Consider the following 20,210-nt stretch of genomic DNA (forward strand, 5'->3'; position numbering starts at 1 on the left):
ATATGGGTATGAAAGACAAGCTTCACGACGTAAGTTTATATCTGCCCGGAGATGAAGAGCTGATGAAAGCACAGACGCTTTGTCTAGAGCAGCTCTATGACTTCAATCAGACCCGGCCAAGTGAATATGATAAAAGAAGGGCTATGCTGGGGGAGATGTTTGCGGAGATCGGTGAGAACTGCTACATTGAGCCGCCGTTTCATGCGAATTGGGGCGGTAAGCATGTCCATTTTGGCAAAAATATATATGCGAACTTCAATCTGACGATGGTGGATGACACCCATATTTACGTCGGGGATTACACGATGTTCGGCCCGAACGTGACTGTAGCCACAGCCGGACACCCTGTTCTCCCTGAGCTGCGGGAACAGGCGTATCAATATAACGCACCTGTTACGATCGGCAAAAACTGCTGGATCGGCGCAGGGGCCGTTATTCTCCCGGGCATAACAATTGGCGATAATACGGTAATTGGTGCAGGCAGCATCGTTACCAAGGACATTCCTGCTAATGTCGTGGCTGTCGGCAATCCGTGCAAGGTGCTGCGTGAGATTAACGAGCAGGATGAGCAGTTTTATTTTCAAGGCCGGCGGATTGTGAGGGAGGATTTGGTGTAGGATTTTGTTCATTTTGTTAAGCCTTAGCGGCCCCCTTTCTGTAATTATAGAGACCGGGGCCGTTACATGCTTATGCGGTCATAGTTCTCTGGCATAACTCGTAAATGTATTTAATGGATTTTAGTTTAAGTCATGCAAGAGGTGAAGTTTAATACAGAAAGGGATAATTTGGATGGTATAATTAATTAAATATATAATGAATATGATACAGGGTGCAGGAGTGAGGCAGGCTGACTGGATGCATCCCCAAACAGAAGAGCGAAGAGATTTAATCAGAAAACGTACACGGGAAGCGAAGGCACGCTTCTCACAAAGAAAGCGAAATCCTTTTTTGAGAAAAGCTATTGCGCAGGCGGTCCGGGAAAGAATTAATCCGAATGTGGAAATTATCGTGGGCCCCAGCCATATTGTTACCATACGAAATGGAGTTCAAATTCCATCCAATAAGATAGTGGTGCATCCAAAAATGTTAAAGAAATCCTGGCGGGTGCCTCTTATTGCGCAACATAAAACAAATTGAGCTGCCCGTTAATGACGTGTAGTAATCATGTGCATCATATAGAGCACATGGTTACTACACGTCTTTTCGTTACTTACAGAGAAGTATTTTACGAATAGATAATCTGCGTTATCCCTCAATTGACAGCCTCCCATCACATACCTATAATTTAAATCATTAATGAAAGCTGTTTCACATACCGATAGCCAACTTGCTATGTAAGATGGAACCCCTTAATTTAAGCGGGTTTCATTTTGTTTTTAAAAGATAAGAAAGTATATCCTTCACGCTATACTTTATCCTTATCTTTCTCGCAGAAACGGATGCCGTCCTTTTTAGGACGGCGTAGCCGTTTCAACTTGTCTTACTTTTGTCCGGAAAAGGAGAAGCCATGGATATAACGTTGTGCAAAATAGTAGTGGTGGATGATGAGATGCTGGTGCGGCAGGGGATTATCCATCTGCTGGACTGGGAAGGGGAAGGGTTTCAGATCGTCGGGGAGGCGTCCAACGGCCGTGAAGCGTTTGAGCTGATCGAGTCACAGCGGCCGCATATTATCCTGACGGATATTGTTATGCCGGTAATGGACGGGGAGGAGCTGATCCGGCTCGTCAAGGGCATGTATCCGGAGATTGAAGTGATTGTGCTGAGCAGCTTCAGCGAATTTGAATATGTGCGCTCGACATTCCAGAGCGGGGTGGCTGACTATATCCTGAAGCCAAGGCTGGAAGCTGCATCACTGCTGGCCGTGCTGAAGAAGACGGCGCAGCGTATTCCGGTGCTCCAGCAGGTGGACTGGAGAAACGACAAGCGGCAGTCGGCCGACTATATTCTGGATAAGCTCGTCTCCGGCTATCCGGTGGAGTATGAGGCTGAGGCGCTGCAGGATATTTTCCCGTTTCCGGGTTATGCGGTCATCGTAGCGGATATAGGCGATGAAGCGGCGGCCATCAGCCGTAAGGAGGAATGGCTGGAGAACAGTATCCGATCGTTGCTGCAGGCTGGGGGTAATCCGCAGTCTTTCCGGCTGCTGTCCACGCAGGACGGGCATGTCAGACTGCTGTTTAACCTGCCTGAAGACGGCAGGGAGGCGCTGATCAGGATGGCCGAGCAGGTATTTACCACCGGAATCCGGGCCAATATGTTTCTGAGCCTGGCCGTCAGCCGGACCTTTACGGAGCTGCAGGAGCTGCACACCGTCTACTCGCAGGAGCTGATGAAGCTGCTGGACCACCGGTTTTTCCTGCCGGAACGCTGTCTGCTGGTGGATCATGGCGGAGAGGTACAGCCGGGGCCAGTCTTTGACCAGGAGGCCTTCGCTGCAGAGCTGAACCGGCAGGAGTTCGACCAGGCCTTTGCACGGTTAAGCGCTTATGTAGCCTCGATGTCCGGCCGCCGGGATACGGGAGTGTCCGAGTTCAAGTCGTTCCTGTGCCACAGCATTTTTCAAATCATCGGCATGCTGCTGCAGTTCCATTATGAGGCCCGTGCCCTCGATGACAGCAAATATGAATACTTCCGCTCGATCCATGAAGCCCCGCATGTCGCGGAGACAGAGGCCAGACTGCTGCAGTTTTTGCAGGACGCGACCGAATGCGTTACGAAGAACCGCGGCGGAACACCGGCGATGCAGAAGATACTCCTGTACATCGACGAGCATTATTCACACCAGCTTACGCTGACGGAAGTCGCCAGGGAGTTTCATTTTAATCCGTCCTATTTGTCCAATTATTTTACCCTGCACAATAAGGAAGGCTTCAACGAATATTTAAACCGGGTGCGGATCGGCAAAGCCTGCCTGCTGCTGAAAGAAAACCCCGGCCTGTCGATTTCCGAGATCAGCAGCCTTGTCGGTTATTCAGACCACAGCTACTTTACCAGAGTGTTCCGCAAGCTGATGAACGTATCGCCAAGCCAATACCGTAAAGGATAATGCGGAAGCCAAGAAGGAGCCTGAAATGGGAGTAATCGAAAAGTGGCTCGGAAAGCTCAGAGACCAGAGCCTGTTCAGCAAAATATTCGTCGTTATGGTCATCAGCATTGTGCTCGTTACCGTACTGATTACTACAGTGACAGCACAAATGTCGCAGACGCTGTTTGTACAGACCTTCAGCATTACCAATTCAAAAATCATTGACCAGATTAAAAGCGCACTGGATAACTCGCACTATACTACCGTCAATACAGCGATAAATGTCGGGCAGAGCGGGGTAATCCGCAGCTTCATGACCGAAAAGGACGGCAGCTCGCTGGCCAATTTCCGGCGGTATTACAGCATGCGGGACCAGATGGACCGTATTCAGTCCGGCATCGGGGCCGCCAACATCGGCCTGTCCATTCTGGGAGGGAACGGCAGGAGCTATACCAGTGATGTCACCTACTGGTCGGGCTCTTCCGCGCAGCTGGAGGACAATCCGATTACAGCGGCTGCGCAGGAGCAGGGCGGCAAGCTGTTCTATAGCTTTATGGACGCAAGCCCGCTGAATTCAGCGGGCCGTTATGTGGTTGCAGCAAAGGCACTGACTGCACCCGGACTTACAGAACCATACGGCACGCTGTACATGTTCACACGTGAAAGTGATTTCCGTAAAAACTACGCCAGCTTTACGAGCAAAGGCAACGATGTCATGTTTCTGGATACGGCCGGGCGGATTGTGTCAAGCAACCGGACGGAGCAGATCGGAAGCCTTTCCCCCGACCTCCTGAGCAGCGCGAAGCAGATTGCCGAGGCGGGGCTTGCCAGCCAGGAGCTGACCATCGGCGGAAGGGAAGTCATCGTGCTGGCCGATTATCTGCCGTCCTATAACTTTTATATTGTGAATCTGATTGATAAAAAGGAGACCATCGGCACGCTGTTTGATAAAAAGATGCTCTTTCTGATCGGCGGGGCAATTGCTGCGGTTGCGGTGCTCCTGATTTATTTTCTGACCAAACGCCTGACGCTGTCCCTGCGCACGCTGGTCAAAAAAATGTCCAATGTGACCAAAAAGAATTTCCATAACTATATGTCTGTCACCGGCAGCTATGAAACGAGGCAGCTGAGCACCGCCTTCAACTATATGCTTAAAGAGCTCAATGACTATGTCGCCCAGCTGGTGGAAACACAAAAGGAGCAGCGGAATGCCGAGCTGGCCGCACTCCAGCAGCAGATTAATCCTCATTTCCTGTACAACACACTGGCATCGGTCAATATTCTGGTTCAGCGGGGAAGCAAGGAGCAGGCGACGGAGACGATCCATGCCCTCATCTCGCTGCTGCAGAATACGATCAGCAATGTGAAAGAGACCATTACGGTGGAGGATGAGCTGATTAACCTGAAGCATTATGTCTTTATTAATCAGGTGCGCAACGGCAGCCGGGTCAAGGTAGAGACGTTTGTCTCTCCGGACTGTATGGGGGCTAAGGTGCCGAAGCTAATCCTGCAGCCGTTTATTGAAAATGCCTTTTTCCACGCTTTCAATATCAAGACCTCGGGCTATATTTATGTCACCATCATGAAGGACAGGGATACGCTGCACTGTGAGGTGGTGGATACGGGAGACGGTATGGATCTGGACAACAAGGAGACGATTCCGGCATCCACAAGCAGCCGACAGCTATTCAGCGGCATCGGCATCCGTAATGTCCATGACCGTCTGCTGCTGCTGTATGGTGAGCCGTACGGCGTAACCATCACCAGTACACCTGGTCAGGGGACAAAAGTCTCTATCAGAATTCCTTGCTGAAAAAACGCATTGAACCGCTGCCTTTGCAGCATAATATAACAGCTACGCCGCGAGCCGGCGCCGCATCCCGGCGCCGGCTTCTTGCATCTGTGCGGCCTGTTTCACCTAAAAAAAGTGCGAAAGGAGAAAAATAATCCTAATCCATAGACCGTGGAAGCGGATACAAAAGACAATATTATCACTATTTTAACTAAAATCATTTCTAACGAAATGAGGTTCCAGAATGATATTCTGATTAAAGAAAGCACTTTCAAATACATGTTAGGGGGATATACATCATGAAGAAAAAAGCCACCGCGCTTCTGCTCGCCGGATTTACACTTCTGACCGCCTGCTCCAGCAACGCTAATACTAATAACGAGGCCAATACCGGAGCTGAAGGAAATGCAGCTGGCGGAAACCAGAAAATCACCGTCTGGGCATGGGACAAAAACTTTAATATTGCTGCAATGAACCTGGCTAAGGACGCTTATGTGGCCAAAAATCCGGATGCACAAATTGAAGTTGTTGAGTACGCACAGGATGACATTATCCAGAAGCTGAACACAGGCCTTAACTCAGGCTCCGCTTCCGGTCTGCCGAACATCGTGCTGATTGAAGATTACCGTGCACAAAGCTTCTTGCAAACGTATCCAGATGCCTTTCAGGAACTGGGCGATGCGATCAACACAGCTGATTTTGCAGAATATAAGCTCGGGCCAACCAGCTTTGACGGCAAGCAATACGGCGTACCGTTCGACTCCGGTGTTGTAGGCCTCTATGTCCGTACCGACTATCTGCAGGAAGCTGGTTATACTACTGACGATCTGCAGGATATCGACTGGCAGCAGTACATTGAGATCGGTAAAGCGATTAAAGAAAAGACAGGCAAAGATATGCTGACTCAGGACCCTAACGATCTGGGGCTGATCCGCATGATGATCCAGTCCGCCGGCTCCTGGTACCTGAAAGAAGACGGAACAACACCTAACCTGAAAGACAACGCAGTACTGAAAGAAGCATTTGAAAGCTACAAAGAGCTGATGAATGCCAATATCGTAAAAGTTAACTCCGACTGGAGCTCGTTCCTGGCCGGCTTCAACAGCGGTGACGTTGCTTCTATTCCTACCGGTAACTGGATTACCCCTTCTGTAAAAGCATCGGCTGACCAGTCCGGCAAATGGGCGGTAGTACCGTTCCCTAAACTTAAGAATGCCGCAAACTCCGTACACGCATCTAACCTCGGCGGCAGCTCCTGGTATGTGCTGAACAATGACGGTAAAGAAGCAGCAGTTAAATTCCTGGGTGAAACCCTCGGATCTGATGTTGATCTGTACCAGAAGCTTGTAACAGACGTAGGCGTTGTAGGTACTTACAAACCGGCTGCTGAAGGCGAAGCTTACGGTGCGGCTGATGAATTCTTCGGCGGACAAAAGGTTATCGCTGACTTTGCAAAATGGACGGCTGAAATCCCTAACGTAAACTACGGTCTGCACACTTATGCTATTGAGGACATCCTCAAGGTTGAAATGCAGAACTTCCTGAACGGAACTGCGGTTGATAAGGCGCTTAGTGATGCCCAGTCCCAGGCTGAATCCCAAATCCAGTAAAATTGCTGTTACACCTGATGGATCCGTTGTCCTCCTTACCTGCCGTCTAGAGCCAGGACGGAGGACAGCGGCTTCTCCTTTTAAAGATTTACGTCTGCATAGAGAAAGGAATGAGAGCTGTGAACCATACCATGCGCAACCGCGCTAAGCTTACCGGCTGGCTGTTTATCGCCGCAGCCGTCCTCATGATCTGTCTGTTTTACTTCTATCCGATGATTCAGGCGTTGCTGCTCTCGTTCAAGACGGGCGCAGGAGCTAACCTTCATTTTGACGGATTAACCAATTACAAGCGTCTGCTCAGCGACAAAACCTTTTTTACAGCGGTCAAGAACACCTTCCTGTTCCTGATTGTCCAGGTACCGATTATGATCGTGTTTGCGATGATGATCTCGGTGCTGCTGAATGACAGCAAGCTGCGCTTCAAAGGCTTTTTCCGTACTGCGATTTTCCTGCCTTGCGTAACCTCGCTTGTAGCTTACTCCGTTGTGTTCAAATATCTATTTGGCAATGACGGTCTGATCAACCTGGCTTTAATGAATATGCACATCCTGTCTGAACCGATCCAGTGGATCTCCGATCCCTTCTGGGCAAAAGTTACGATTATCATTGCTATTACCTGGCGCTGGACAGGATACAATATGATTTTCTTCCTCTCCTCGCTGCAAAACATCGACAGTTCCATTTATGAAGCTGCAAAAATTGACGGTGCTTCGGGGCCGAGACAATTTTTCTCGATTACCGTTCCGCTGCTCAAGCCGATCATTCTCTTTACGTCGATCACCTCGACGATTGGTACCCTGCAGCTGTTCGATGAAATTATGAATATAACCAAGGGAGGTCCCGGCAACGCGACGCTCTCCATTTCCCAATATATTTACAATCTGTCGTTCAAGTACACGCCTGACTTCGGATATGCCGCAACTGTGTCGTATTCCATTGTAGTCATGATTATTATTCTGTCCTTCCTTCAAATCAAACTGGCAGGTGATGATAAATAATGAGAAGCTTACGCCGTGCCCCCATTTATATTTTTCTGTCGATTGTAGCGTTTGTCTCGATTTTCCCGTTCCTGTGGATGATTATCAGCGCCACTAATCTTTCCGTGGACGTTACCCAGGGCAGAATGCTGCCCGGTACAGCTCTGTTCGACAATATCAGAAAGCTCACAGAGTCAATCAACCTGGTACCTGCGCTCTGGAATACGCTCAAAATCGCTCTGACCACAACCGTTCTGGCCCTGCTGGTTGCTTCCCTGGCTGGATACGGATTTGAAATTTACCGCAGCAAAGCGAAGGACATGGTCTTCAATCTGTTATTATTATCCATGATGATCCCTTTTGCCGCGCTGATGGTGCCGCTGTATCAGATGTTCTCCAAGCTGTCGGCTGCTGCTCCGCTTATCGGGGTTAATACAGTCGCTGCCGTGGTTCTTCCGACCTTTACGACGGCATTTCTGATCTTCTTCTTCCGCCAGAGCTCCAAGATGTTCCCGCGGGAGCTGCTTGAGGCCGGACGGATTGACGGATTATCGGAGCTGGGCCTGTTCTTCAAAATCTATATGCCGACGATGAAGACGACCTATTCCGCCGCCGCCATCATCACGTTCATGTCCAGCTGGAACAATTACCTCTGGCCGCTGATCGTGCTGCAGACTCCGGAAAAACGGACGATTCCGCTGCTGATCTCGAACCTGGGCTCCAGCTACTCCCCGGATTTCGGCGTTATTATGGCCGCAGTCGTTATCTCTACGCTTCCGACAGCACTTGTCTTCTTCCTGATGCAGAAGCAGTTCGTTGCCGGTATGGTGGGATCCGTGAAATAATGATTGAACGTTCACTTTCTATCTAAGGAGGAAATGAAATTGGCAGTTACCCCAAGCCTGAGCTGGCTGGAAGACCCGGGCACCTTTAAGGTGAACCGGGTGGAAGCTCATTCGGACCACCGGTATTATACAAACATGGCTGAGGCAGAGGCAGGAGCGCCGATGGATATGCGCTTCAGTCTGAACGGAAGCTGGAAATTCAGCTATGCGCCGAATCCGGCAAGCCGTGTAGAAGCTTTTTATAAGGAAGATTATAATTGCACCGGCTGGGACAGCATTCAGGTTCCCGGACATATTCAGCTGCAGGGCTACGGCCGTCCGCAATATGTCAACACGATGTACCCTTGGGATGGGCTAATTGATCTCCGTCCTCCGCATATTTCTCCGGACCATAATTCGGTCGGCAGCTATGTTAAGGAGTTCCGCCTGCCGGAAAATATGGAGAACGGGCCGCTGTTTATTTCGTTTCAGGGTGTAGAATCGGCGTTCTATGTGTGGCTGAACGGTGAGTTTGTCGGCTATGCCGAGGACAGCTTCACTCCTTCGGAATTTGACCTGACTCCGTTTATGCGGGCAGGCAAAAACAAGCTGGCTGTTGAGGTGTACCAGCGCAGCACCGGCGGCTGGCTGGAGGATCAGGATTTCTGGCGTTTCTCCGGCATTTTCCGTGAAGTGTACTTATATACGGTTCCTAAAGTTCATATCCGTGATCTCGAAGTACGGGCTGAGCTGGACGATACTTATACGCAAGGCAGCCTGAACGTAACGATGCGGCTGCTGGACGCACCCTGGGAAACAGTCAGCGCCAAGCTTGAGCTGAAGGACCGGGACGGGGAGGTCCGGCTTAGCAGCGATGGCGTGTTTGACGGCCAGGAGCTGACCCTGTCGGGAGAAGTTGCGGATGTTCTGACCTGGAGTGCAGAGAACCCTTATCTCTACACTGTTTGTATCTCGCTAACCGGAGCAGACGGAACGGTCGTGGAAGCCGTTGTGCAAAAAGCAGGCTTCCGCCGGTTTGAGATGAAGAACAAGCTGATGTGCATCAACGGCAAGCGGATTGTATTCAAAGGTGTTAACCGGCATGAATTCAACTGCCGCACAGGCCGCAACATTACCCGCGAGGATATGCTGTGGGATATTCAGACGCTGAAGAGAGCCAACATTAACGCTGTGCGTACCTCGCATTACCCGAACCAGACGTTGTGGTATGAGCTGTGCGATGAATACGGGGTTTATGTGATCGACGAGATGAATCTGGAAACTCACGGCTCCTGGCAGAAGATGGGTGCGGTTGAGCCGTCCTGGAATATTCCGCACAATGACCCGCAATGGCATGACATCGTGCTGGACCGTGCGATTAACATGGTGGAGCGGGACAAGAACCATCCGTCTATCCTGATCTGGTCCTGCGGGAACGAATCGTATGCAGGCCAAGTCATTCTGGACGTGGCGAACTGGTTCCGCAGCCGGGACAACAGCCGTCTTGTTCACTATGAAGGTGTGTTCTATGACCGCAATTATAATGATACAAGCGATATGGAGAGCCGGATGTACGCGAAGCCGGCCGACATCGAGGAATATCTGAACGCTAATCCGGACAAGCCGTATCTCAGCTGCGAATACATGCATGCGATGGGCAACTCCGTCGGCGGCATGCATAAATACACCGAGCTTGAGAACAAATACCCGATGTATCAGGGCGGCTTCATCTGGGATTATATCGACCAGTCGATCCTGAAGAAGGACCGCTATGGTAATGAATTCTTCGCTTACGGCGGTGATTTCGGCGACCGTCCGACGGATTACAGCTTCTGCGGGAACGGTATTGTCTTCGCTGACCGGAAATGGACACCGAAGATGCAGGAGGTTAAATTCCTGTATCAGAACTACAAGCTTGCGCCGGAGCAGACTGGCATCCGCGTAACTAATGAAAGCCTGTTCGCAGGAACCGATCATCTGGCACTGGAATACAGCCTGTACTGTGACGGCGAGCTGCTCGGCAAGTGGACAACAGCTGTTGATGCTGCTCCGCAAAGTGAAGTGCTGGTGCCGATTGACCTTCCGCAGACAGCAGGAACACCGGGCGAATACAGCATCCAGGCTTCCCTGGTACTGAAGGAAGCTGAGCTTTGGGCCGAAGCGGGATATGAAATTGCCTTTGGCGAGCATATTTTTAACGTGGAAGCCGGGCAGGCTGAACTGCCGGCGGGTGCACTGAATGTAGTAGAAGGGGATGTGCAGATCGGAGTAATCGGCGAAGGCTTCACTGTAATCTTCTCCAAGCAGGTCGGATCACTGGTGTCGCTGAACTATAACGGACATGAGATGATTGAGGCTCCGCCAGCTCCGCTGTTCTGGCGTGCGACTACCGACAACGACAAGGGAACCCAGCTCGGATACCATGGCGGAGCCTGGTACGCTGCCAGTCTGGCCCGCAAATGTGTAGAGGTAAGCCTTGAAAAGCAAGAGGGTGCAGTAACGGTAAGCTTTGATTACCGGTTCAGCATTCATGAAAAGCTTGAGTTTAAAACGGCTTATACCGTCTATGGTGACGGAACAGTAAGAGTTCGTACACGTTATACCGGCGCTGCCGGACTTCCGGATGTGCCGATCGTGGCCTTGTCCTTCAAGATGTCGGCTGACTATGAACAGTCAGAATGGTATGCGATGGGACCTGAGGAGAACTACATTGACCGTGCTTTCGGCGCCAGACTCGGCGTTTTCAGCCGGAAGGTGCAGGAACTGCCGTCTCGCTACCTTGTACCGCAGGAATCGGGCAACCGAACCGGCGTCCGCCGCGTGAGCATTACTGATAACGCAGGCATCGGGCTGCAGATTTCAGCTCCGGCAAGCGCACCTGTAGAGTGCACTTTGTCGCCTTACACTGCATTCGAGCTGGAGCATGCCGCTCATCCGTTTGAGCTTCCGCAGGTATACTACACTGTAGTGACTGTAGCCGGAAGACAAATGGGTGTCGGCGGTGACGACAGCTGGGGCGCACCGGTCCATCCGGAATACAGAATTCCTGCGGACCAGACGCTGGAATATGAATTCTTCCTGTCCGGAGCGGGCTTGGGAGAGCGGTAATTTAATATTGCAGAAGTGAAACCGGCCCCGGTCTGATGGGAATCAGACCGGGGCCGGTTTTTGTTTGTCTTATAGAGCCCCAGAACCGTTTACAGGTAGTTAATCCCATGATAAATTATTGGTGGGACAAGCGTCCTTCAGTACTACACTAAAAATCGGATAGCCGTACAGGCAGCCATGGGAGAGGCTTGTTCTGGCCGGTGTTACCATCCGAGAAGGGGAATTCGGGATGAGAAAAGTACTAAAAGCAATTGGCACAAGTCTGGTAGCGGGGGCCCTGCTGCTGTCGGGAGCGGCTGGAGGGGTGGCCGGTCCTGAGACGGTGTCGGCTGCAGCATCAAAGGTGCCTGCTGCTAAAGCGCCTACCGCAGATCAGGTAATCAGCAAAGTGACGGCAGCGTCGAAGACACTTAAGAATTTTCACATTGATGTGACCAAAAAACAGGATGTGCAGAGCGGCGGCGTGAAGATCAGCAATACCAATACGCTGAATCTGGATATCAACCGCCTGCCGGTTTTTGCTGCAGCAGGGAGTGTAAAGGTCAGTCTGCTGGAGACTTCTTATGAGCTGTACGCTAATGACAAGGAGTTCTACTATCTGGTGGACGGCAGTGAGCTTATCGCTGATTCCGAAGAAACTTACGAAGATAGTGAAGACGGCAGCAGCACTGATGCAGTAACGGACGGCGACGGAGAGCCGATTGATCCGGATGCGCAGTATTGGATTGACCTGGAGAAGGAGGAATGGGAAACCTTTTACTCCAAAGGCCAATATGATCCTGCAGCTATGCTCGATTCCGTCAAAGCCTACAAAAAAACGATGAAAGTAAGCACTGCAGGTGCACAGACTGTTATGCAGTTTACACTGACCGACCCGGCTGCAGCCAAGGCAATCATTACCTTATATGACCAGGAGAATCTCTGGGATGGTGAAACCCTGCAGCCCAAGAGTGTAACATGGAAGGTATTCGTCAACTCCAAGACATGGCAGACAGAGAAGCTGACTGTTGATCTGAATTATGTACTGGCTGCTGACGGGGCGAAGGATACATACACCACCAAGATTGAAGCCAAATACTCCAAGAACAATAAGACTGCACCGATTGTAAAGCCGGCTGAGCTGGAATAGGTCTTATCTGTATTGAACAGTCCCAGTGAGCACGTGCTCACCGGGACTGTGTTATTGCAGGGCAGTTTGACTCTGCAATAACAGTCTACTGCACAGCTGCATTAGCTGGAATGGTACCCGCGCTTTTCTTCACAGGTCTGCTCCAGTACTGCTCGTTTCCAGGCAGATCATCGAACCATTCGGCATCCTCGGGACAGTCCAGGATCATGAATTTTCCGTACTCCTGCTCCCGGGACTGATGGTATTTGAGATAGGCTTTGCCTTGCTCAATGGCCAGAATTTCAATTTTGCCGGAGGAGTGGCTCATGGAGAGCCGGACTCTTTTGCCGAGACCGGAGGTTCTGGCTTTGGCTTCCTCGACGATCCGGTACACCTGCTCAAGCGGCAGGACGAACTCGCGGTTACCGGCGATCGGCCGGTTAATAAAGAAATAGTAGGGTGTAATGCCTGCCCAGGACAGGCGATCCAGCAATTCGGCCAGCACAGCGGGGTCATCGTTGATTCCCTTGAGCACCGGAGTCTGGTTGACGATGATTGCACCGGCATCATGCAGGGCTCTGACAGCACGCTTGGCTTCAGGTGTAATCTCCCGCGGATGATTGATATGCGCCATGATGTAGATCCGTTTGTCTACAGTAGAGTGGGTGCGGATCAGCTCCAGCAGCTCGGGGTCCTGGGAGATACGCATCGGGTTAAATACCGGCAGCTTGGAGCCGAGGCGGATGATTTTAACATGCGGGATGGCCCTGAGGCTCTCAATAATGAAGCGCAGCTTGGTCGTGGAGAGAATCAGGCTGTCGCCTCCGGTCAGCAGAACGTTGTTGATCTCCGGATGGGCGGCGATGTATTCGATCCCTGCAGAGACATCGGAGGAGGCCTCCTTGACATCGTTGCGGAACAGCCGTTTGCGGAAGCAGTAGCGGCAGTAAGCCCCGCAGACTTCGGAAACAATCAGCAGGGCGGTAGTCCGGTACTTGTGCTGGCAGCCCGGCACCACATAGTTGGCCTCCTCATCAGAGGCATCCCACTGCCCATACTCCATAAGCTCACCCTCACCAGGAACAACCAGCCTGCGGATCGGATCATCCGGGTCCTCCCAGTCTATCAAAGACAGATAATAGTCGTTGGCCCGGAACACAAATTTATCCGTAACCTCCTTCAGCCGGGATTTCTCTGCTTCGGGCAGCATTTCCATTTTGCCTATGTCGGTTATGTATCGTACCTTTTGCACATGAACCTCTCCTTTGTTCTCATAATAGTGAGACAATAGGGAGCCTTGATGTCAAAAAGCCAAACTGGCAGCCAGCAGGGCCTCTAAAAAACACAAAAAGAGACCCTTAGCACAAGGGTCTCATGTTATAAACATAAAAAAGCAGACCCATCCACTACTGACGAGGTTAGCTGACGGACTCGGGTAAGATGGTACCCTACATTGTATAGCTCAATGATTCGCCCCAATTGACTGGTTCCCCCGCTTTCCAGCTGGAAATGCTGGAAATTAAGCGTAAATAAAGTATAACCTGCACCGTTTGCAGAAGTCAAAGCAATTGCCGGTCCGCGCAAGGTAATATGGTTACGGTAATTATAATTAAACTTTATTTGGCTTCCCGCCGGATACTGTTATACGATATCGGCATATCTTTTTACAACAAGGAGGGCCTTGATGAAGCTGGGCTATTTGATCATTGATATGCAGGAAATACATGTGCGGGATTCTGTCGATCAGAAGACGCTGGACCGCGGCTGCGAATATATTAATTATGTCGCGGACATGCTCCGGGAGCAGGGTCAGCTGGTCATTCATATTCAGGATATTGAAGGATTAGAGGAAGCTAACAAGGAGCGCTACAGTATCATTCCTGAAATTCAGGTGGCGGACGGTGATCTGAAGGTATCCAAGGAGTATTCGAACGCATTCTGGAAAACAGAGCTGGAGCAGCTTCTGAAAGATCAGGGGGTGGAGCTGCTGATTATTGCCGGTTTCTCGGTAGAGCACTGCGTGCAGTTCACCTACAACGGCGCGAGCGAGCGGGGCTTCCGTCCGGTTCTGCTGCAAAATGGTGTTTTGAGCGCACACAGCGACGTAATCACTGCAGCATACAGAGACCGTAATCTGATTTCTTATCCGGTGATTCCATATTTGATTAGCCAATAATATTAAGGATGAATGCACTCGCCTGTCTGCGATTTTTTACTGCGGAACAGACGGGTGTTTTTTTATCCTGGAGCAGCTATTATATAGAAACTTTTTCCAAATAGTCTCGTCCAATAATACAGAAGCTATTCTATTGTAGGGGAGAGTTACATAATGAAAAATGGGAAGCTGGCAGCCGGTATTCTGGCCGCGGCCATCGCTCTAAGTCCTGGAGCGGCATCTGCGGCTGCGGGCAGCGTGATTCAGCTGAATTACAAAGAGACTTCACTGGGAAGCAGCCAGGTAGTTACGGCAGGTACTACGCTTGTTCCGCTGCAGCAGCTGGCACAGACGATGGGTTACGCCCTCACCTGGAACCAAAGCACGAAGTCGGCTAAGCTGATCCGCCCCGGCCTTGAAGTTACTATGACTGCCGGAACTGTCAGTGCAGCTGTAAATGGCACCGCATCAATGCTGACCAAAGTGCCCCGTATCCTCAAAGGGAAAGTCTATGTACCGCTGGTATCTGCAGTCAGTCTGCTGGGCGGCAAAACGGTATATGACAAAGGCACGGGCAGCTTGAACATTGTGGATGAGCTGCGCTACTCCGTTGCTTCGGCTCAAGGCAGAACGTACTGGGTTTCACAAAAGAACGGCGATGTCTTCTACAGTGCTTCAGCCGCCGCCAAGCCGGTGCTGATCGGGGAGCTGCCGTTTGCTGATCTGGCCTATACCCACAACCTTGAGGTTAAGAATGTGGGTAAGGGTACAGAGCTTTTGCTGCTTACGGATAACCATTATGCCATGTTCAATGATTTCAGCAATAGCTATCAGGTACTGGTCAAAGACGGCAAAGTCATGAGGCAGATGGACTATCACTACACGATCAAGTCATATATAAAAGCACCGTTGCTGAAGACTAGCCAGCTCTATATGACCGATGGCGGGAGCGTACAATATATTAATGCGGACGGCAGCCTGGGCAAGCTTTTTGATCTGGAAGCCATCACAGGCACAGAAGGAAATTACACCATCGAATATGCGGCGGAAGATATTATTCTGGCTCGCTTAATGTCGAACACACAGCTGTATGCCATTCACACGGCAAGTGGAGCAGGCATCAATCTTAGTGAGCAGCTGATCAGTGCCGGGGACCGCAAAGAATGGGACCGGGCGGACGGATCGGATGAGTTTTATCTGACAAAAATGCTGGTGCTGAAGAAGCGGGAGGGCAACGTGATGACCTTCACCTATGCCACGCTGCCTGACGGTAAAGTGAAGACTGTGACGTACACAGTGGATTCGCAATAATCAGGCGGTGGTGAAGACGGTTAGTAATGAATGGTTAATTTGGAATGTTTAATTATAATCATTCCGGGTATTCTGGTGATCCATTAACGGCCCTACAATTAGAAATATCAAGCGTGCGGGGGGTTAGGGATTATGCCGGTAGTATTTAAAAATTATACGAGTACACCCGGGTTTACTCCGGAATATGAGCGGATTCACAGGTTTTTGCTCCGTTTGAATGATCTGGAGGTTGTTAATGAAGGTTTTCTTTGGGGGCGCTGGGAGTGGATGTTCTCCTTGCCGTATCTGGATACATCCTGCCTGCACACCATCGGAATCTGGGAGGATGCCGGAAAAATTGTGGCTGTGGCTACCTTTGAACAAAAGCCTGGAGATGTCTGGCTCTGCGTGGAACCGGAGTACGCTCATCTGAAACAGGAGATGCTGCAGTATGCGATGCAGTACCTGAGTGAAGAAGGCAAAGTACGCGTGCTGATTGCGGACAATGACCGCCAGCTTCAGCAGCTTGCTGCAGGGTTTGGTTTCCGGCCGACGCAGGAGCGTGAGTACAATGCGGTCATTCCAATCGGGGACTCTCTGCCCGAGTACACGCTGCCCGAAGGCTACCGAATTGTCAGTCTGGCAGAGGAGCTCGATTTAAGGCAGTATAACAGGGTACTATGGCGCGGGTTTAACCACGAGGGGGAGGCCCCGGAAGCTGAAGAAAAACTGGAGAGCCGCAGAAACGAGCTCTCGGGTCCGCATGGTGATCTGAATCTGAAGATTGCTGTAGCTGCTCCCAACGGTAATTTTGTGGCTTATTGCGGAATGTGGCATCTTCCGGGGAATGATTACGCGCTGGTTGAGCCTGTCGCAACTGATCCGGACTACAGGATGAAAGGTCTGGGTAAGGCCGCGGTGCTGGAAGGGGTGAGACGGTGCGGGGAGCGCGGGGCGAAGCAGGCTTTTGTCGGATCTTCCCAGCAGTTCTACTACAGCATCGGCTTCAGGCCATATTCGACCTGGACATGGTGGAAGTATTCCGGACATTAAGAGCAAAAATAAAAAAGATGCCCGGGCAGGCCGGGGGACGGCCTGCAGGGCATCTCTTTTTATGGACAAAGAATTAGTTCTTCGCAAGCTCCTGCCGTACAATCGGCGCAACCTTGGTGCCGAGCAGCTCGATTGCGCGCATAACCTCGCGGTGCGGCATCGTGCCGACGTTGACGTGGAGGAAGAAGCGGGTTACCCCGAGATTTTTGTGCAGCAGAATAATCTTCTCTGCCACATACTCGGAGTCTCCGACATACAGAGCCCCGCGCAGGCTGCGGGCATCGTCATAGGTGGCCCGGTTGTAGCTCTGGCCCCAGCCGCGTTCGCGGCCGATGACATTCATCTGCGCCTGAGTGGAAGGATAGAACAAGGCCGCTGCCTGTTCAGTGGTTTCGCCGACAAAGCCGTGGGAATGGGTCGCAATCTGCAGCTTGTCGGGATTATGTCCGGCCCGCGTCGCGGCTTCCTTATACAGCTTCACCAGCGGAGCGAAGCGTTCCGGCATCCCGCCGATGATGGCGAATGCAACCGGAAGGCCAAGCATACCGGCCCGGATGGCCGACTCGGGATTACCGCCTGTAGCGATCCACACCGGCAGCGGGTCCTGCACCGCACGTGGATACACAGGCAGATTGTCAATTGCCGGACGGTGGCCGCCGCGCCAGGTTACCTTCTCGGAGGCGCGGATTTTGAGCAGCAGCTCCAGCTTTTCATCGAATAATTCGTTATAATCGTCCAGACTGTAGCCGAACAGCGGGAAGGATTCGATAAAAGAGCCCCGGCCCGCCATGATCTCCGCCCGTCCGTTCGAAATGCCGTCAATTGTCGCGAATTGCTGATAGACCCGTACCGGGTCATCCGACGATAGTACGGATACGGCGCTGGTAAGCCGGATGTTCTTGGTCATTGCCGCTGCAGCCGCGAGGACAACCGCAGGTGCGCTTCCGGCATAGTCGGCGCGGTGATGCTCTCCGATTCCGTATACATCCAGTCCGACCTGATCGGCAAGGACGATTTCCTCAACAGCCTCACGCAGTCTTTCAGCATGGCTAATTACCTCACCGGTCACCGGATCGGGTGTCGTTTCCAAAAATGTGCTGATTCCTATTTCCATCTAAATCCGCCTCCCTCTTCTCATACAGATATATTACTATACTTTTTAATGTTTCTCAACTTTAGTAAGTGAAAATCAAGGATTTATTCCGCGATTCCATGCCGGGCCGTGTCATGCGCCAATTTAGATAACTTGGACCGTTAAGCCGTTACTGCCCTTCTCTGTGGGACATAGCTTATTGTATTACGGACGAAAGCGGTGATCAGGAGTGGGAGAAGAATTAGGGAATACGGCGAGCGGTTTCGCCGCTCTTGCCGAAGGATTGAACACGACTGCAAGCGGGGCGGCAGCTCATGCGAAGGGCTTTGCTACCCTTGCCAGCGGGGACAGCTCGCATGCAGAGGGCAGTAATACGGTTGCGAGTGCCAGCGCGTCCCATGCGGAGGGACATCTTACTCAGGCAACGAATGATACGGCCCATGCAGAAGGCACCTCCACAACGGCCGACGGCGTGGCTTCCCATGCAGAAGGATATCTGACCCATGCCCTTGGAGATGGCTCGCATGCCGAGGGCTCCATGACAATGGCAGCCGGGGCGGAGGCTCATGCGGAAGGCAATGCCACCCAGGCCTGGGGAGACTATTCGCATACGGAAGGCCTCAGCACATCGACTCAGGCCGGTGCAGCGAGTGCCCATGCCGAAGGGGAAGGGAACTCGGCAGCCGGAAGGGCGTCCCATGCCGAAGGCGGCGGCACTGATCCGCTGGGCAATCCTGCCCCCAACTTTGCCGGCGGGGCCGGTTCCCATGCCGAGGGGGTCGGAACCACTTCGCTGGGTTTTGCCTCGCATGCGGAGGGCGGAACTTTAGATATAACGGCTGCCGCAGGGCCAGTGGCGCTGGGCGATTTCGCGCATGCCGAAGGGCAGAGCACGACCGCCAGCGGGACAGCCAGTCATGCGGAGGGGCTGCAGACTAAGGCCAGCGGGCCGTCTGCCCATGCGGAAGGTGTCAGTACACTGGCCAGCGGCCTCTACGCTCATGCCGAAGGTGCGAATACTACAGCCGACGGGCAGGCCTCGCATGCAGAAGGCTTTATGACGCAGGCCTTCGGGGCGAATTCACATGCCGAAGGCGAGAGCACGACCGTCATGCCGGGTCACCCGGGCTCCCATATTATGGGCCAGAACGGGTCAACCCGGTTTGCCTACTCCTGGCATCTGGCGGGCGGGCTGGCAGTAGGGCCGAGTCTTAATTCGGCGGTAATCGAAGGGGCTACAGGGAATCTTTATCTGGACGGTACTGTTATTTCCCCGGCTGCAGCTGATTATGCGGAGATGTTCGAGACATCTGACGGCCAGGCGCTGGAGCCCGGATATTTTGTCACCTTTGACGGAGCCAGCGAGAAGATACGCAAAGCGAATGCCGAGGATGAATACATTCTGGGGGTAGTAAGCGGAAGACCTGCCATTCTGGCGGATGCCAGCGATTTGCGCTGGCACAAGCTATTCGTGATGGATGAGTGGGACCGGATCCAGTATCAGGAGGTTGAGGTACCGGAGGTCAGGGATACAGAGGGCAACGTGGTCCGCGCTGCCTCGTCCAAAACCGAGCCGGTTCTGAATCCGGACTGGAACGCCGCAGAGGAGTATATTCCGCGGCTGCAGCGTGACGAATGGGTAGCGGTAGGGGTCATCGGCAAGCTGCTTGTCCGCGATGACGGCACCTGCCGGCCGGGAGGCTATTGCATGCCGAATGATGAAGGCATTGCGACGTCAGCTGCCGCTGGATACCGGGTCATGAACCGGACCCGGGATGACCAGGTGCGAATTTTTGTGAGATAAGTTACCTTGAGCGCCCACTGCACACCAAAGCCGGGCAGCTCCCCGATCCTGCATCGGGAGCTGCCCGGCCTGTTGGCGTGAGGCTAGGATTTATCCTTCTTTACGGCAAGCTGTACGATCATAATGACAAGGGCAAGCAGGGCGATAAGCTGATCTGTACTCATGGTCCGATCCTCCAATCCATACTGCAGAATGGCTCTCGGACCGGCATCTCCCCTCCCCGGAAGCTGCTTTTGTTTCCCTAATGAAGCATATGAGATGCTGAATATCATTAGTACTTCATTTGCTAAATAATTAATGCCGCAAGTTAACGGGAGTCCGTAAATCTTTGTGCACCGCAGCGAAGCCTTTTCCAATTGCGGTATTCC

General features: G+C 52.0%; 15 protein-coding genes and 1 riboswitch. Of the genes, 12 read left to right on the top strand and 3 right to left on the bottom strand.

Annotation, left to right across the window (positions count from 1 at the left end; all coding sequences use genetic code 11):
* Positions 1 to 2 precede the first annotated feature (2 nt).
* The 8 genes from BLR64_RS12345 to BLR64_RS12380 all read left to right on the top strand — a co-directional run bounded on the left by BLR64_RS12345 (position 3) and on the right by BLR64_RS12380 (position 12,468).
* Positions 3 to 617, top strand: a complete 615-nt coding sequence (locus tag BLR64_RS12345) for a sugar O-acetyltransferase (RefSeq protein WP_090714492.1) — start codon at positions 3 to 5, stop codon at positions 615 to 617.
* Positions 618 to 1,507: 890 nt separating this feature from the next.
* A complete protein-coding gene (locus BLR64_RS12350; protein WP_090714493.1) occupies positions 1,508 to 3,049 on the top strand; it encodes a response regulator transcription factor in 1,542 nt (513 codons plus the stop codon).
* 25 nt (positions 3,050 to 3,074) lie between these two features.
* Positions 3,075 to 4,841, top strand: coding sequence for a sensor histidine kinase (locus BLR64_RS12355; RefSeq protein ID WP_090714495.1), 1,767 nt, complete (start codon positions 3,075 to 3,077; stop codon positions 4,839 to 4,841).
* 278 nt (positions 4,842 to 5,119) lie between these two features.
* On the top strand, positions 5,120 to 6,430 hold the full coding sequence (locus BLR64_RS12360; protein WP_090714496.1) for an ABC transporter substrate-binding protein: 1,311 nt from the start codon (positions 5,120 to 5,122) through the stop codon (positions 6,428 to 6,430).
* A 110-nt stretch (positions 6,431 to 6,540) separates the two neighbouring features.
* Positions 6,541 to 7,428, top strand: coding sequence for a carbohydrate ABC transporter permease (locus tag BLR64_RS12365; RefSeq protein ID WP_090714498.1), 888 nt, complete (start codon positions 6,541 to 6,543; stop codon positions 7,426 to 7,428).
* A complete protein-coding gene (locus BLR64_RS12370) occupies positions 7,428 to 8,252 on the top strand; it encodes a carbohydrate ABC transporter permease (protein ID WP_039877315.1) in 825 nt (274 codons plus the stop codon). Before BLR64_RS12365 ends, BLR64_RS12370 begins: the two co-directional genes overlap by 1 nt.
* 33 nt (positions 8,253 to 8,285) lie before the next feature.
* Positions 8,286 to 11,339, top strand: a complete 3,054-nt coding sequence (lacZ, locus tag BLR64_RS12375) for a beta-galactosidase, LacZ type (protein ID WP_090714500.1) — start codon at positions 8,286 to 8,288, stop codon at positions 11,337 to 11,339.
* 229 nt (positions 11,340 to 11,568) lie between these two features.
* Positions 11,569 to 12,468, top strand: a complete 900-nt coding sequence (locus tag BLR64_RS12380; protein WP_090714501.1) for a DUF6612 family protein — start codon at positions 11,569 to 11,571, stop codon at positions 12,466 to 12,468.
* An 85-nt stretch (positions 12,469 to 12,553) separates the two neighbouring features.
* Here BLR64_RS12380 and BLR64_RS12385 read toward each other — a convergent pair whose 3' ends face one another.
* Complete coding sequence (locus tag BLR64_RS12385) at positions 12,554 to 13,699, bottom strand: KamA family radical SAM protein (RefSeq protein WP_090714503.1); 1,146 nt, start codon at positions 13,697 to 13,699, stop codon at positions 12,554 to 12,556.
* 140 nt (positions 13,700 to 13,839) lie between these two features.
* Positions 13,840 to 13,983, bottom strand: a riboswitch (cyclic di-AMP (ydaO/yuaA leader).
* A gap of 148 nt (positions 13,984 to 14,131) precedes the next feature.
* Here BLR64_RS12385 and BLR64_RS12390 point away from each other — a divergent pair.
* From BLR64_RS12390 to BLR64_RS12400, 3 genes are all read left to right on the top strand, one after another.
* Positions 14,132 to 14,623 (top strand): isochorismatase family protein, encoded by a 492-nt coding sequence (locus tag BLR64_RS12390; protein WP_090714504.1) that lies wholly within the window; start codon positions 14,132 to 14,134, stop codon positions 14,621 to 14,623.
* 153 nt (positions 14,624 to 14,776) lie between these two features.
* Entirely contained in the window at positions 14,777 to 15,913 is a 1,137-nt protein-coding gene (locus BLR64_RS12395) for a copper amine oxidase N-terminal domain-containing protein (RefSeq protein ID WP_090714506.1), read from the top strand.
* A gap of 132 nt (positions 15,914 to 16,045) precedes the next feature.
* Positions 16,046 to 16,945: a GNAT family N-acetyltransferase gene (locus tag BLR64_RS12400; protein ID WP_090714508.1), complete on the top strand. Its 900-nt coding sequence runs from the start codon at positions 16,046 to 16,048 to the stop codon at positions 16,943 to 16,945.
* Positions 16,946 to 17,018: 73 nt separating this feature from the next.
* On the opposite strand, the gene BLR64_RS12405 is transcribed toward BLR64_RS12400, so the two are convergent.
* A complete protein-coding gene (locus tag BLR64_RS12405) occupies positions 17,019 to 18,059 on the bottom strand; it encodes an LLM class flavin-dependent oxidoreductase (RefSeq protein ID WP_090714509.1) in 1,041 nt (346 codons plus the stop codon).
* A gap of 208 nt (positions 18,060 to 18,267) precedes the next feature.
* On the opposite strand from BLR64_RS12405, the gene BLR64_RS12410 reads away from it, so the two are divergent.
* Entirely contained in the window at positions 18,268 to 19,842 is a 1,575-nt protein-coding gene (locus BLR64_RS12410) for a peptidase G2 autoproteolytic cleavage domain-containing protein (RefSeq protein ID WP_090714511.1), read from the top strand.
* Positions 19,843 to 19,925: 83 nt separating this feature from the next.
* Here BLR64_RS12410 and BLR64_RS30005 read toward each other — a convergent pair whose 3' ends face one another.
* Positions 19,926 to 20,114 (bottom strand): hypothetical protein, encoded by a 189-nt coding sequence (locus BLR64_RS30005; protein ID WP_139171961.1) that lies wholly within the window; start codon positions 20,112 to 20,114, stop codon positions 19,926 to 19,928.
* Positions 20,115 to 20,210: the final 96 nt, after the last annotated feature.

The sequence above is a fragment of the Paenibacillus typhae genome (assembly GCF_900099765.1).
Classification (GTDB): domain Bacteria; phylum Bacillota; class Bacilli; order Paenibacillales; family Paenibacillaceae; genus Paenibacillus_AQ; species Paenibacillus_AQ typhae.

Coding starts and splice junctions, on each gene's coding strand:
- BLR64_RS12345 (WP_090714492.1), top strand. CDS start 3: ATGGGTATGAAAGACAAGCTTCACGACGTAAGTTTATATCTGCCCGGA.
- BLR64_RS12350 (WP_090714493.1), top strand. CDS start 1,508: ATGGATATAACGTTGTGCAAAATAGTAGTGGTGGATGATGAGATGCTG.
- BLR64_RS12355 (WP_090714495.1), top strand. CDS start 3,075: ATGGGAGTAATCGAAAAGTGGCTCGGAAAGCTCAGAGACCAGAGCCTG.
- BLR64_RS12360 (WP_090714496.1), top strand. CDS start 5,120: ATGAAGAAAAAAGCCACCGCGCTTCTGCTCGCCGGATTTACACTTCTG.
- BLR64_RS12365 (WP_090714498.1), top strand. CDS start 6,541: ATGAGAGCTGTGAACCATACCATGCGCAACCGCGCTAAGCTTACCGGC.
- BLR64_RS12370 (WP_039877315.1), top strand. CDS start 7,428: ATGAGAAGCTTACGCCGTGCCCCCATTTATATTTTTCTGTCGATTGTA.
- lacZ (WP_090714500.1), top strand. CDS start 8,286: ATGAAATTGGCAGTTACCCCAAGCCTGAGCTGGCTGGAAGACCCGGGC.
- BLR64_RS12380 (WP_090714501.1), top strand. CDS start 11,569: ATGAGAAAAGTACTAAAAGCAATTGGCACAAGTCTGGTAGCGGGGGCC.
- BLR64_RS12390 (WP_090714504.1), top strand. CDS start 14,132: ATGAAGCTGGGCTATTTGATCATTGATATGCAGGAAATACATGTGCGG.
- BLR64_RS12395 (WP_090714506.1), top strand. CDS start 14,777: ATGAAAAATGGGAAGCTGGCAGCCGGTATTCTGGCCGCGGCCATCGCT.
- BLR64_RS12400 (WP_090714508.1), top strand. CDS start 16,046: ATGCCGGTAGTATTTAAAAATTATACGAGTACACCCGGGTTTACTCCG.
- BLR64_RS12405 (WP_090714509.1), bottom strand. CDS start 18,059: ATGGAAATAGGAATCAGCACATTTTTGGAAACGACACCCGATCCGGTG.
- BLR64_RS30005 (WP_139171961.1), bottom strand. CDS start 20,114: ATGATATTCAGCATCTCATATGCTTCATTAGGGAAACAAAAGCAGCTT.